This window comes from Paenibacillus sp. LK1, from assembly GCF_002750415.1.
GTDB classification, from domain to species: Bacteria; Bacillota; Bacilli; order Paenibacillales; family Paenibacillaceae; genus Paenibacillus; species Paenibacillus taichungensis.
The window spans coordinates 21054-35741 of the sequence record NZ_PEII01000026.1 but is presented as its reverse complement, the minus strand read 5'-3'; the positions used below and the strand labels follow the sequence as shown (position 1 = coordinate 35741).

The window sequence follows — 14688 nt, the reverse complement described above, 5'->3', positions numbered from 1 at the left end:
ACTGGCTTTTGCCTAATTACTAAGATGGAAATACCTTGGACGGATGCCAAGTTTGTCAACTGCGCAAATCGGCAATATCTTCGCCGTTAAATTCAGAACGATTACGTTCCCATATACTCTTACACGCTCAACAATAATGCCACTTTAAGATTGAAATCCCTCTCAGTACGCTCTACCGTTAGTGTAACCTGCCAGTTAGTTTAATGAATTGAAGGGCAATATGACGATTAGATACACGCCTAATCGGCAACAGGAACATGTTCTTGTCCAATACGGTAATCGGACTATGTTCTTGTCCATTCCGGCAATCGGTGCAAGTTCTTGTCCTTGGCTCGGGACAAGAACTTGTACCGATAAAATAAAAAGCCGCTAAAATAGCGACTTCAATGGGAATATGTTCTTGTCCCTCGACATCGGAGGACAAAAACTTGTACGTTCCGTGATCGTTATAGTCATTCTCCGTACCAATGATACTTTGCTCATTGACCTGCAAATCCTCATGTGAAAAGTTCCATCCGCTTTCAAGATCAATGATCCGCACTCTATTACCATAACCGCCGGGCAGGGTCCAGGCATAATACGCGTCAATCCCTGTCGGTGCTGCATTTAAATAACCTTGCCGTTCGCCGAAATCCGGAGTAGCTGACGGCAAGAGGGATACATCCTTCTCCCTTTCCACTGCAACTGGGCGGGGCATTTCCGGTTCAGGCCGCACATAAGCACCTTGAATTCGGCTGTCTTGACGCAATTTCTCGGCAATATGATCCAATTTATCATCGGGAGCGTCGACCCTGTAGAAGATGTGCAATCCTGCCTTGGCCTCGGCCATCTCAGCGGTCATTTCAATAGTCTCAGCTTCAGCTTCCTGTTCCCGCGCAAATAACGGAAGCAGTTGAAAGGATTCTCCCATCTCCGCAGACAATTCCGACAATAGCGTATGGACTGTAGGCAGCGGCTGAATCAAGGAGCTCTCTGGAGGATTTAATGCACCGGGGTCTGATATAACGATCAGCTCGCGTCTGTTCTCGGGCATGCGTCCAGCCGCAGATGCCCTACTCATACCTTTACCATGTCTTGTCCTGATTCTGCTTGGGGAGATACGCCGGCTTCCTTCCATTTCAGCACATTGGTGTACACATCACGGTCAATCCGGGTGCCGGAGTTGCTGCCGTTGGCAGCACAACCGCCGTAAGCGTGAATACAAATGACTTGATTAGTCTCACCTAGACATACCGGACCTCCGCTATTACCGCCCATTGTGTCCAGTTTGTAGTATACTTTTCGCGCCTGCACGTCATCGACAATCCCCTTCATGAACCACTGTGTGCCGTTTTTATCGGAAGGATAGCCTGTATTCAATATAGGCTTTTGATTGATAGTGTCATTAGGATCATACCTGAAGCCAAAATAGCCAGTGTTGTTGCCTATGGTAGAATTTAGAATGATTGCCCCGTAGTCATACTCCTGATTCCCTTCTTGAATCCAGCCGTTGACGGACCAGAAATGCTCGGTTGTAACCGTGAAACGTCCATAAGGTTCGCGTCTTTCATCTTTACCCGGAATGACAACTATCGATTTATGCCATTTTCTAGTTTCGCTGTCAAATACACAATGCCCCGCAGTAATCACCGTACCCGGACCACATAGCCACCCCGTTCCAACGCCCTCACGTCCATCATCCAGTGTAATAATTAACCGGCAGACCGCAGACCAGGAGAATTTCGCCGTATCCATTACTCTAAGCCTGTCATCAAGCTGGCAGACTTCCTCTTTATTCACAAATAGCAACGACTCAATGGATGGAAGCTGTTTGTCTTTGATATCTGTTTCCGCTGTCCCCCGATTGGAGAGGGTACCTGTTCCTTGAAAAGCTTCGGTCTGCGCCGAATCAGCTGCTGTATTGGCAGGGGCGACTACAACTTCTCCTTTACCGTTCACCATATTATGAAATGTATCAGCCATCTAAATCACTCCTTACGACTATTTGTACATATTCTAATTATCCGGCATTTTTGCTCTTCTAGATTAGGCATATTCACTGACATTGACCGGGTGTTGCCGTAAATGTTCCTCCAGCAGCTTGTCGGCGGTAAGATACAACAGACCGTTGCCTTCAACGGATTTAGGCCTTCCCAGCGGGATCGTCCGCTTCGTCAATTGGGCGTAAAGCTCCGGCTCGGTTAACTGACGGTTAAACTGTTCCGCACTTTGGCAGCTATTGATCAGCAGCGCCAATGCCCCGGCTACATGCGGGGCAGCCATCGAAGTGCCGGAAAGAATTTTGTAGGGGATGGATTTATCCTCCGCCAGCTCCAGCGGAAACGTCGATTTGATCTCCACACCCGGAGCTAGCAGATCAATTTCATTGTTCATCGTCAGGAATGGTGCCGAATCAGAGTTGAAATTAATGGCTCCCACTGAAGTCGATTCATTGAACCCGGCCGGATAACGAAACTCTTCTTTTCCCGTATTTCCGGCTGCACACACGACTATAATATCGTTGTCCACTGCACGCTTAACGGCATCATGAATTCCTTTGTGGTCAGTTGCAAAAGACAATGACATCGAGATGATCTGTACATTTTGGTCAATCGCATAATGAATCGCCTGGGCAATCCATTCCGATCTTCCACGCCCTTGACGGTTGAGAACTTTCAGAATCAGCAGCCCCGCTTCGGGAGCAATGCCTACTACGCCGTCCCCATTCTTCGTCGCAGCGATAATCCCGGCCACATGCGTTCCATGTCCGTTGTAGTCCTTGTACACGCGAGGAATTCCATCGTCATCATCGGTGAAGTTCTTACCGCCCATAATCCGCTCGCGTAAATCGGGATGTTCGGCATCACAGCCGGTATCCAGGACTGCGATCATAACTCCCTTCCCATAATTTCCTTGTTCCCAGTATTGCGGGGCCTGGATCATCTGCACGCCTTTCGGGATTTCTTTCACATGCTGCTGCACACTTACCGTTTCGAACGGAGGCAGCTGTACGTCATCTGCATTGCCTACTAACGTTGACATGATTCACCTCTTGTAACAAATTTCAGCTTTTAGCTGCGTGGTTATTATTTGAGCATCTTTTCATATCATCCACTCCTTTTTTTGTTAACGTGTTAAGCCACTGCAGTGCATTGCCAATTTTCCAAAAGTTAATCCGGATACCGGGTGATCCCTGGTTCATAATATAGTTTGGTTAAAAAATACTCATTACGAAAAGGAGTAACGTCAATGACCGAACCGCAAAACGCATTGAAGATTTGTGTCATCTTGAAACCCCCTGCTGACAAAAACAACGAAGCGGTGTCCATCGCAATAAAAGAACGGGCAGATAATGCCGGCTCGCTTGAACTTGAAGCCGACGCCTTGGAGAACATGACCGCCCGCAATGAAATCGGTCCTGAGATTGCCCTTGTGGTCCGAAAACTGTGGCGAAACGGCAGAACGCTACGCGTCCGCTTTCTGGACGGAGAGCCTGCGATTCAGGCCAAGGTCGTCCGTTGGGCCAAGGAATGGGAAAAGTATGCAAATATCACCTTTGATTTCGGCGATCACCTGGTGGCTGAGATCCGGATTACCTTTCTCGACAAAGAGAAAGCCTATTCGGCCGTAGGGACGGATGCGCTGTTATTCAATACTGGGGCAACCATGAATTTCGGCTGGTTTGACCAGGATACTGAGGAGTCGGAGTTCGAAAGAACCGTCATGCATGAATTCGGCCATGCCCTGGGATGTATTCATGAGCACCAGAGTCCATCGTCTGGTATCTGCTGGAACGAACAAGCTGTTCTGGAGCATTTTCGTAGAAGCGGTTGGGACGAGGAGACAACAAGACACAATGTATTGAATAAAGAAAACCCCTTAAATACAAACTTCACTGCATTTGACCCCAAATCAATCATGCTGTATCCTTTCCCGGGTAAATTGACCTGCGACGGAAGAGGTACGCCGTTCAACACCACCCTGTCGGAAACGGATAAAAACTTCATGCGTCAAATGTATCCGGGCGTAGCCACGCCCGCACCGGAGCCGGTCATGGGCTGATAATTCACACTTGGATCAGTAAATCAGATGAACCTGTTCTGAAGACTCCGGCATTGCAAAAACATCCCCATCATTAAGCAGTTTTATTTATGTAAATAACCCCAAGACCCTTTATCTTGTTCTAAAGGGCCTTGGGGTTATTGTGTTAAGCTTTCGAGAAAGGATATGTGTGTACACCGCATTATCCCGGTAAGGACTGAGCCTGACAATTGTCAGCTTCAGGCTCCGGACTTGTTCATGTCAGGCTTCATCATGCTTGATGTCATTGTCATCGATATATCCATAGACGTTATTGAGCTTACATAAAAATGAATTGTAAATTTTCAATAATTTAAGTCAACTTCTCAGAATAAGGTAACCCCGTTCAATAATAAAAATCCATTGAGATAAACCTCCATATTCAATTAATAAAAAGAACGAAGAAAATGCACATTAAGGATTTAATGAGATTACGTTTCATTAAATCCTTAAGTGGCATGAAGTTAGAAATTCGGCTGTCACGTGACTTGGTAAATTGTGCTTAAAAAGGATTGTGCCTTAAATATTTAGAAATCCACAATGTAACACGTTCTCCATTAAGTTGAGAAATCTAAAATTTATCTATCGTGTGTAACAGGAGATTGAAATAGCAAAGTTGCTGCAGCTGAAATAAGGTCACGGTTGCCATATAGAAGATCGTCGCGAGTCATTCGATGAATTGCATCAGGTTGGATCCCGAGGTCCTCTAGAGGAAGACCAGCTTTATCTCCTACACGTGTGGTCTGGCGTACGGCGACTCGCATAGATGCACCATTTGGAAGCTCCTTAAAAAGGGAGTCCGGTCCTGGTAGTATAACTCTTAGTAAGTCATGGGTAAAAACATTTGCACCCCCTGCCCCAGTATTATCATCAACTCCTAGAATTTTTCCGATTTTATTATCCTGAAAACCTGCCGCGAAGATATCTGTTGTACTGTAGCAGCGAGCATCTGTGACTAAGACGGTATTGCCATTGTATTGTGGTCCAATACTGTTGGTAAGATCAGGTGATTCAATCGGAAAACCTTGAGAGTACACTGAGCCAGTAATAGTAGATAAATCGATAGAATTAACCCACTGTTTTGCAAATCCGTTCAAAGCATCTGCATTAGCAATTGCAAGGGTTACTTCGTTATTTATAAAGTGTAGTCGTTCAGCTTCAATCCGACTAGAACTGAAGAGTTGGAGTAAGCGCTCACCATTGATGATAATACCTCCGCCATTACCGCGTACGTCAATGATTAAACCTTCTTTTGGGAGGAGGTTTACTATCCGTATTACTTCATTAACAAAGGCATTTGGCTCAGGATTACTAAACGTCCTTATACGTAGGTAACCAACTTGCCCATGGGGTGTGTCAATTGACCGAAATTGAAATGTGTTTGGATATCGACTGTTACTTGTAAAAAAATCTTCAGCTTCATGATTAGGCTGAGGGATCTCTGCTCTGAGCTCAGCTGCTTCTTTGCTCAAATTACCGACATTAGAGGCGAATAGTTCCTTTCTGGCCGTATTGGTCAGTTCCATGTTAAGATCTAGCCCGTTAGCTGTTGCAAATTCCCCAGTTGCAGCAGACGCAAAAATTTCGTTAAATGAGCTAAATTGATTCACTTGCCAGGATAATTGTATTTTGTTGTTTTGACTATTACTGTTGTAACCGACAATGACCCATTGCTCGGCCGGTGGCAACGACATCGCCATTGGACGCACGGTCATGGCATCTAATCCTCGTACATGCCTTGCTGCTTTGTTACTTCCAGCTTCACGATCAGCATTTATGGCCACCGCTTGGTCTATAGGAATTCCGTTCCAATCGGTGATTTCAACTCCCGGTATGAAAGTATCGTGATGAAATCCCTCAGCTAGCTTTGTTACAATGTAGTGGCGTTTATTTTCGCCATCATAGAATTCTTCCATAAGGAATGGCAGGAATGCAGTACACTGATTATATGGAGCAGGTAAGATATAGTTAGTGTGCAGGTCACGCAATTCCTTAAAAATTTGAATGATCTCATTGTGAAACTCTCGTTGAGAAAGATTTTTTAATTGGCGGCGCAAAATTTTCAGTCTCTGCACGGGATTAATTGCATACATGCTTTTCTTTAGGGGCATGTGAACATAGACATTGTCTAGCAAAATTAGTGCCTGGTCTACGATTGTTCTGCGTTCTGCAAAGGTGAGTTCCTGTGTCGGTTCCGAAAAATCAGCAAGTTCAACAGAATTTTCAAACAAATAATCTGTAGTTTCAATTGTTAATACCATTAAAATCTCTCCTTCATAAAGAATTTGTATTCTAAGGATAGGTTTTGCAATTTAGTGAGGAATATTCTACTGGAGTTGATTGGATGGGGGGAAGGTTCTTACTTGCTCTAATCTAAGTTATCACCATTATAGAATAAACAGTAATAGGCCCACCCGAAATCTCTGGTTGGCCTAATATTGCGTAAATTAATAAACGGAAAAGTTTGATCGGCAGGATTATTTGGCTAAGACATTACGTAGAGCGCTTATAGACGGCTGAAAGAAATATTCCCCGCCCGTCGGAATAACCCATTCCTTATCCAATACTATTGTACGATCCATCAATTCGAACTCGCGTTTGCGAGCATCTCGCTCGTGCTGCCCAGTGATCGGGTCATGTCCACCTTCCTTGGGCTCACACTTACTATTCATCCAGTTTCTGCTTATAAATTCAAATTGCTTCTCAATTGAGGTCATATACGCAACGAACATAAGCCCTCGATTCCCTCCATACTGGTCGCTTCCCGTCAATCCTGTCTCAAAATTGACGGGAAGCGGCTCTCCAAATGGGATACCCCGACGTAATATACGACGAACCAGTGAGTCGCTCAAGCTTCCTGTATCCGTTGTTTCGTCACGCGGATTAGTCTTTCTAATATGTGCAGCAAACGGACAGAGAGCTGCTTGTGGATCACCTTTAGCCTGATGTAACTGTTTTTGGCTCTCAGCAAATTCCGGTCGTAACTTGATTGTCTGAGAATCTTCCACATACATAAAATGGTTATTCGCTAACTCGTTATGACCGAGTAGCGTGTCATCCTCTTCTGGGGTTAAGAGAATCGGTGCTCCACTCGGCCAACGGCCGAACATCAGGGCTGCAAATTTTTCTGGTTTCAACCCTAAATTCTGCGCTTCCATGCGTACAAACTCCCAAAAGGCTACCACATCCTGTCTTAGGCGTCGGATGACTAAATATGACCCATTGCTAACCCATCCTGTCATTTGTAGATCACTCTGTTTTGGATGAAGTGAGTCATCTCGTAACTGCTGGGGATAGCCCAACACGAACTGACCTGGCCAGATAAGTGGCTGACCCGGTTTGGCATACAAAGTGGCACGTGGGTCCGACGGGTCAATGATCCGTCTTGTCAAATAATCTTCTGCCATTGCAGACACCCGCCCGCGTACTCCTGGCTGAGAAATGCCGTCCTTAAATCCGAAATGTTCATGCCCCTTCAGATCTTGGCGGGCCTGTCCTTCTTGCTCAAAAACAAGCCGAATTCCGCCACCTGTTCCAGGGTCAGCTCCAGGCAGTTGCCGAGTGCTCTCCTTTATCAGTTCGGTCCATTTTTTTAGCTTTACATGATCGTCCCCAGCAGCAATCAGTACGAGATGAACGGGATTCCGTTCCCCTCCGAACAGCCAATTTTTCACATGTCCCTCAAGTTGCTCTTGAGAGGTGCCAGTGGGGTCACCTAAGATTCCTGAACGTTTCTTCATACCGAGTTTGAACTCAGAATCTTCAAAGACACTCAGATCATCTGTGAGTTGTTTCAACCCTTCATAGGAAAAGGCAATGTTCAACCACGTTGCCGTGATCCCGTCAGGCTCTTCGCCGCGTCTTTCCCGCATTAATTGATAAAGCCGGTTGAACTGAAGTACTTCTTGTGCCGTCGAGACATATGGGGTCCAATAACTAAGCCACCGCTTAGCCAATACGGGTTCAACAATATCGAAGAATAGAAATGTCTGGTAGTCCTTATTAAAACCAGGAACCGAATTACCTTGTATCTCATTGATATTCAGTAATGGTTCTTCCAACCCGTCTGCCATTTATACCACTCCTACGGTTTCTCAGTATTCCTATTGTTTTATCTCCCATATCCGACTCTGCTATCATTTGGGAAGTCATACCCTGATTAGTACACGTTTGGGCCTCACTGGCTTCTCCGCCCAGGCGGGAATATGAGCCGATCAATCTGACAAAAAGGTGCTCAGCAATTTGCCCACCGAATTCAATAGGTCTGCCTCCAATCTCAATATCACCAACAAGGAACTCTTTGTTCGAAGGCACCTCATACACAGCTCTTACCGCAAACCCTGGGCCACCACGCACTACCTTCCAATAATCTAGTGGATCGCTGTTGTCAGGTGAAGTCCAACCACTTGTGTTCGGCTCAGACATGTAGAGCCCGACAGGATTCTTCAGAGTAATCAGTGCACCCTGTCGTGCCAGTGCATTAACTTCGCCACCAATCAGGGGGTCACTTGCCCGCTTCTCAATTCCATATTGAGCACAACGTATTAGTTCATTCTGATCGCTAATTATCGCTCCTTCACCATTTTTCCGAAGTATGGTCGCATCAGCTGCCAAGTTAATCTCAGCACTTAATGTATTAGCAGGATGCGTCAGATGCATTACTCCATGACTCGTATTCCATTTATTCAAAGGATCATATTGGCCTTCTGGGAACAGATCATCGTGCTGTACATTAGGAGAAACATATTGGCGGTATAATTCAAGAACTTTCTGTTTATCACCAAGAGCGCTAATTTTCCAATTCATAGATGAAAATGGGTGTCCATGCGCCATTGCCTGCCAATATTCCGGACCCTCGCACGTAAATGTCACTCTTTTAATTTTATTACTTTCTTCGTCGTATTCCACAAACCATTCCAAATACTCGTCATGAATTCGAGACTCTCCAGGTGCAGGACGTATGTCGGCAGTTGCCATTGCCTGCCTCCATGTTAACATTGAATCTTCAGATAGGATTTTGGGGAAACCTGGCCATGCAATGGTCGCATCTTCTGACGCATCAAACATACTTGCCCCCAAAGGATTATAGAACTGACTTTTGCCTTGGCTAAGAACATCTTCATTTTCTTGAACAGCAGAAGTAAATACATCATTGATGTATTCACTCCATGCCTCAAGCTGATTTAAAATAGTGTTATAGTCATCCAAATTACCTGGCGGATCAAAGCTAGCAAGAACCATATATAATGCTTCCTTTCCTCAAATAAACTGTGATTTCTCACTGCAGAACTTGTTTCATTATTGAGATAACTCCAGCGGCAATTAGACTGGGTGCTGATGTTCCTGTATCACTAATGAAATAGCCAGTAAAGTGTGTTGTGACGGGTTATGAGCATAAAAATTAGCAGGACCTCGTGCTGAGTAGTCCCTCACGAACTCCAATTCACCGCTCCGAATGTTATATAATGGATGCCCATTCAAGCTATGAATACTCTGACCAGGGCCTTACGTGCTGGTGCGTTCTTAATTGGAACTACGGTCCTATCACTGCATGCAGAAATAATACCCGCATACCTGGCTAAACAGATTTTAAGATTTTAGAAAAGGGGATTTCAATCAATTGGGTTCATCTCCACAAATCTTGCGTAAATGAAATCTAATGATGGGAACACATTTCAAATAACTGGATCAGGTTCTTCAATTTGTAATGTTACATTTATAGTGTCGAACTTGCATGCCCCCGTAGGATGTCCGTTTTCATCAACACTTCCTTGTCTCGCCTCACCATTATTCTCTGTACACCATGATTGGCTTTGAAAGGCTAAAAAGTAGGCTACCCATTTATTTTCATTCTTAAAGTGTATTAGAAAGCAACCGTCGTGGTAAGTACCATTTTCCTGCCGTGAGAATTCGGTGTTGCCTTGATTCATGTGAACATTATGAACCCCCTTTCCTCTTCCTGGAAAATGTGTGCCGTATGCATAAATGACAGCATCATCATTATTCAAAGCTTTATTCATGTACTCATCAATGAAATCATACAAATCATTTCTTTCTCCTGAGATAGTTACAGGGAGGATCTTCATTTCATTCGGGTTAAACAGGCCACTTCGAATGTAATCAACTGCAATATCAGCATTTACATTGTGATGATAATCAATTTCATGAAAACCAAATTCCATGTTGGGAAGTATTGTTATGGCTTGGGCATTGTAATTTGGGTTTGAGTAATAAAGCAACTTGGGAAGGTTAGGATCCTTTGATTGCACATTTATGGGCAGATCGTACTTCTTCTGATTATCTATTTCGACGGTTACATTATAATGTGGATCATTATCATTTACTGGATTATCTTTTCTAAGATTAACAACGTTCCCTATTAAAACTCCGTATTTGCTCATTATGTTTTCCTCCAAGTTTTTTGTGGGTTTTTTAGCTTCCAATTTAGCAAATGGTAGTAGCAGAGTTTGGAGAACTAAACGCCATAGTTTACGATTATAGACCTATCAGAGGCATATTTTAGATTTAGCTCCCCCCACTCACAAGGAGCGATCCAATATTAGATCTGTTCGAGATCGAATAACGTGCATTTCTGGCGTTGTAATACTTAAACTTTCCGTAAATGTATTCGGGTTAAAGAACAATGGATTGGTTTCGTAAAGATGTTCTGCAAAAATAATACCTGTAACTTCTGTAATCGCTCTTAAGGAAACTTGATACATCGTTAAGGTTTCCATCCCATTTAAAAACCCGAAAGAGCTTGAAGTATGGAAGTCACTCTCATTTCTCCAATAGTCATCTTGTAATATTTTAAACGCGGTAGAATGCAGTTTTTCATCGGTTCCAATATAAAATGCGACTTTCCAGAAACCAGCCGGTATTTTAATGCCACAGCCTAGAGGTTTTTGAAACCCACAATATTCCCTATCATTGTCTGTATATATTGGCCCTGTAAAAATAGAAAGCTTGTTGTCTTTACTCTCAGTTCTTCCAATTATCCACTTCTCAATGTCCCCCCACTTTGTAGCGTGAAATTTCTTATGTTGGGGTACGATATTAGCAAAGCAAAAGGAATCACAATCTGCATCATTTCCTTCAGAGTCTTCTCCCCAGCCTACATCGTCTCTTCTAACTAGATGACCTCGGTCCCATAAATCTGCTTGGCCTCCGGCATAGAGCCAGTCTCCTACTTGATTTCCCTCACCAATTCGGTCATCAAAATGCCAGTCATTACATCTGTCAATTCTCAGATCTTGTTCTAAATTCGTATTGTTTGCTCCGTAAATTGCAAATTTCCTGTCTTTATTCATGACGATTGAAAAATGAGTAAAAGGAAACACTTTACCTTCTTCTACTGCTGACCTACCAATATCATCCCTTAGCTGAGGAAAAGGAATGGGGTAATTCTCCCCCAGAAAAGTTACATCAAACCCCTCATTTAATCCCAACGCGTACACCTCTTTCTAATCATCAGCTTCTTAATTGCTCTTAAGGCAAATTATTAAGTTAAGGTCAGTTAACTGTTCCATACAGCCCCATGTGATTCATAGGGAGAAAACTCATGTGGTAGATGAGTTGCAGTCAAAATTTGAATTTCCCTAACTTAGAGGTTAAAAGGATTCTTTTCCAGACATATCATTGGATTAGTTTTGCCTCTTCAATAGCACTGTATGCATCTACCAGGCCATATCCAGTTGCTAGGTCCCTGCCGGTCAGTGCCGGATTGTGAAAGGATTCCCCTTCAGTTACATCACGAGCTGTTCGCTGTAGTATCTCTCTAATTTGAATTGGACTAAGTTCATGATTTACTTGCTTCATAAGAGCACAAACACCTGCGATTTGAGGGGCAGCAGCTGAGGTCCCACTAAAAGCAGCCCACCCGTCGTTTGGAGAAGTTTCGTCCCCATTAGGATGTACGTTTCCTGATAAATCCTTGTCAATCTCGTCTCCTGGTTCAACTGGTAGCATGATATAAGCTGCTAGTGGTAGTAGACCAACTAAACCACAGATATCAGGACTTTGGCGGTTTGGGTAAACTCGGCTCATAAATCCACTTGCATATTGTGTTGCTTGCATAATTCCGTTCTCTTGAACAAATACACCACCTACTGAAACCACGTCCGGATGCATGCCTGGGAAAGAGTACTGTCCGTTTCCTGATGAAAATAAAACTGTAATACCATGACTTACCGCATTTGCGACAGCAGCTTCAAGCACTTTGTCATACCCGGATAAATAGCTTTCTCTGATATCACTGCCCCAACTACAAGTGATTATGTCTGGGTTTAAGGCTACCGCTGCATTAAAAGCGCCCACACTATCAAAAAAGTTCATTTTGACCATTGTGAAGTCAACGTTTGGTGCCAGAGAGAAGAGGTTAACGGACTCACCAGTACCGTGACCGCTCTCATCATGCTCTGGCTCAACAGCACCAGGTCCAAGTATAACTTGATTTTCTTTGAAATTATGTTTAGAGAAAAATGGATGTTTATAGAATCCACTATCTACCATAACCACTTTGATACCGTTCCCTTTTATTCCACTCTGATGTACGTCCCCAGCACGCAATAATTTGACTAGATCGTAAGGAGGATTTAGATGATAGTAATCTTTCTGAGGTGGTAAATCAGAAGGTCGATCTGTTTGCATCAAGGCTGGGGAGTAATAAAAGACTCTTTCTCCAATGGCGATACCTTCCAAAACGTCAGCAAGCGGACTGTTATCGGTGTTGATAAAACCTATAGTATTTGAATTTGTCGAATCCAGTATAGTTGTAGATGACTTGCCAGGGATTCCTCTAACTTCACGTTCCTTTAGCACAATCGTAGTATTAAATACTTTCTCGAACGTCTTTGGTGAAGCCGAAATCGAAATTGAAATGTCACTGACATTCAGTACTTCAAACCCATTCTCCTTTAACTTTTTTACAGCTTTCTGCACGAGCTCATCTTTTGAATGATACTGTTGAACTGAGTCACTTGTTATTTTACTGGACTCATCAAATATTGACTGACCTCCAATAGAAACAACAGAAGCCTGGGCATATATTACATTTGGCAATTGAGATGATTTTAAATTGTTCATTTGAAAAACAACCCCTTTCTTGGAGTAATAACTAAATAGTGAGAAAACTTTTGGACTACTCTGATGGGTTTAAGCAAATATAGTATTTAAAACACCACGGAAATTTATACTTAATACCAATTTTTTTGTAGTTTACCTTTTAATGCTTCCTAATATTGTGAGCTGATGATTCCTTTGACTTAGATAGTCGCATTTTAGCTGGACAAGAACATTTTCCATTGCACCCACTTTCTCAAGCAATGCTCTGCTGTTCAGCTTCGCTGAAAGTCGGACTTTCTCGACACGAAGAAGCCTCCGAACCAGATCGGAGGCTTCTTCGTGTTTTGATGTTGAGTTTGCGAACGCGTTCGTGGGGACTTTTTTTCTTAGCTTGAATACTCGGACGCGTTCATTGTGCCTCTTTTGACCCCGATGTAATAGATGACTTCTTTAAAATATGTGCTTTTAGATCTGCATCCCGATCTGCTCGTTTCTCTTCGGAGGATGACATTCTTCTTCCATTTGTAGTAACCCGCACGAGAAATTTCAGCAATTTTACACAACCAAACCACTGGTGCCCACTTACTTATTTCTCGAACGGACTGGCACCGGGCTTCGAAATCCAGCTTCCCTCTCCGTGCAAATTCGGATTGAGCTTTTTTAGATATTCTACCTGCGCTTTCAGATAAGCATTTTCTTCTTCTGCACTGCTAAAATGCTTCTTCGTCCAACGTCCTCGATAATCCTCAAAACTCTCTCCATTTTGGCTTTTACGTACCCAAGTAATAATCTGGCTCTCACTCTTAATACCAAACTTCTCCATGATCCGACTGTATGTCCAACCATCTTCCAATCGCAGACGAACAGCTTCTTCTTCGTTCTTCACTATATTGATTAAAAGTTTGGCCTTTTTTCGCTGGCATAACAAAAATCCCCTCCGGTTTTCAGTGTTGAGTTCATTTTAACATGATCTCTTTTTTCACTGTCTACCTTGAGGGGATAATACCAACCTGCTTAGAACATAGTTCTCTTTTTATCTTACTCCGTTGTTGGAAAATCAGGTCCTCAACGTTGACTTCAAGTACTTGGCATCTTTCGATCTTCTGTATTACAAGATACCACCTTATAAAATTAAATCGAATATTCTATTTGTCAAAAGAACTTGATATCGATTCAATATAATCAATTTTATCTTTATTAATATGATAGTGCTTTATTGAGTTTGACAAAACATCTTCTACACTTACTATGACGAATTTGCTATCAGAAGATTGATACACATACATATTTTTAAAAATTTCGCCATTACTCAGCCTTATATTTTTTCTTTGATTTGTTTGAAAGAAACTACGGGTTATTTTATTGATTGGATGCATATAAGTCTGCCTTAAGAACAAAAACATAATAAAGGAAAAACCTAAATACAAATATAAATTTAATTTATTTTTTTGCATAACTTCTAATAAAAGCGATAACGAGTTAGTATGATTCAGTTTATAGTAGGTATTAAAAAAATCAATTAATAATGAGAGTGATTGATTGTAAAAATAAATAATTAGAGTTGAA

General features: G+C 42.9%; 11 protein-coding genes. 1 reads left to right on the top strand and 10 read right to left on the bottom strand.

Annotation, left to right across the window (positions count from 1 at the left end):
- Window positions 1-178: 178 nt before the first annotated feature.
- The 3 genes from CS562_RS31735 to CS562_RS31725 form a co-directional block, all read right to left on the bottom strand.
- On the bottom strand, window positions 179-1060 hold the full coding sequence (locus tag CS562_RS31735; RefSeq protein ID WP_099859333.1) for a hypothetical protein: 882 nt from the start codon (window positions 1058-1060) through the stop codon (window positions 179-181).
- Entirely contained in the window at window positions 1057-1962 is a 906-nt protein-coding gene (locus tag CS562_RS31730; RefSeq protein WP_099859332.1) for a trypsin-like serine peptidase, read from the bottom strand. The genes CS562_RS31735 and CS562_RS31730 overlap by 4 nt, the downstream gene beginning before the upstream one ends.
- Before the next feature lie 63 nt (window positions 1963-2025).
- Window positions 2026-3021: a S8 family peptidase gene (locus CS562_RS31725; protein ID WP_099859331.1), complete on the bottom strand. Its 996-nt coding sequence runs from the start codon at window positions 3019-3021 to the stop codon at window positions 2026-2028.
- Window positions 3022-3228: 207 nt separating this feature from the next.
- On the opposite strand from CS562_RS31725, the gene CS562_RS31720 reads away from it, so the two are divergent.
- Window positions 3229-4041: a zinc metalloprotease gene (locus tag CS562_RS31720; RefSeq protein ID WP_099859330.1), complete on the top strand. Its 813-nt coding sequence runs from the start codon at window positions 3229-3231 to the stop codon at window positions 4039-4041.
- Window positions 4042-4637: 596 nt separating this feature from the next.
- Here the strand turns inward: CS562_RS31720 and CS562_RS31715 are convergent.
- The 7 genes from CS562_RS31715 to CS562_RS31685 all read right to left on the bottom strand — a co-directional run bounded on the left by CS562_RS31715 (window position 4638) and on the right by CS562_RS31685 (window position 14050).
- Entirely contained in the window at window positions 4638-6320 is a 1683-nt protein-coding gene (locus tag CS562_RS31715) for a S41 family peptidase (protein ID WP_099859329.1), read from the bottom strand.
- A gap of 216 nt (window positions 6321-6536) precedes the next feature.
- Entirely contained in the window at window positions 6537-8132 is a 1596-nt protein-coding gene (locus CS562_RS31710) for a Dyp-type peroxidase (RefSeq protein ID WP_099859328.1), read from the bottom strand.
- Window positions 8092-9300, bottom strand: a complete 1209-nt coding sequence (locus tag CS562_RS31705) for a hypothetical protein (RefSeq protein ID WP_099859327.1) — start codon at window positions 9298-9300, stop codon at window positions 8092-8094. Before CS562_RS31705 ends, CS562_RS31710 begins: the two co-directional genes overlap by 41 nt.
- A gap of 434 nt (window positions 9301-9734) precedes the next feature.
- Window positions 9735-10460, bottom strand: a complete 726-nt coding sequence (locus tag CS562_RS31700; RefSeq protein WP_099859326.1) for a YukJ family protein — start codon at window positions 10458-10460, stop codon at window positions 9735-9737.
- 138 nt (window positions 10461-10598) lie between these two features.
- Window positions 10599-11507, bottom strand: coding sequence for a DNA/RNA non-specific endonuclease (locus CS562_RS31695; RefSeq protein ID WP_099859325.1), 909 nt, complete (start codon window positions 11505-11507; stop codon window positions 10599-10601).
- 187 nt (window positions 11508-11694) lie between these two features.
- Window positions 11695-13143, bottom strand: a complete 1449-nt coding sequence (locus tag CS562_RS31690; protein WP_099859324.1) for a S8 family serine peptidase — start codon at window positions 13141-13143, stop codon at window positions 11695-11697.
- 565 nt (window positions 13144-13708) lie between these two features.
- Complete coding sequence (locus CS562_RS31685) at window positions 13709-14050, bottom strand: hypothetical protein (protein ID WP_099859323.1); 342 nt, start codon at window positions 14048-14050, stop codon at window positions 13709-13711.
- Window positions 14051-14688 lie beyond the last annotated feature (638 nt).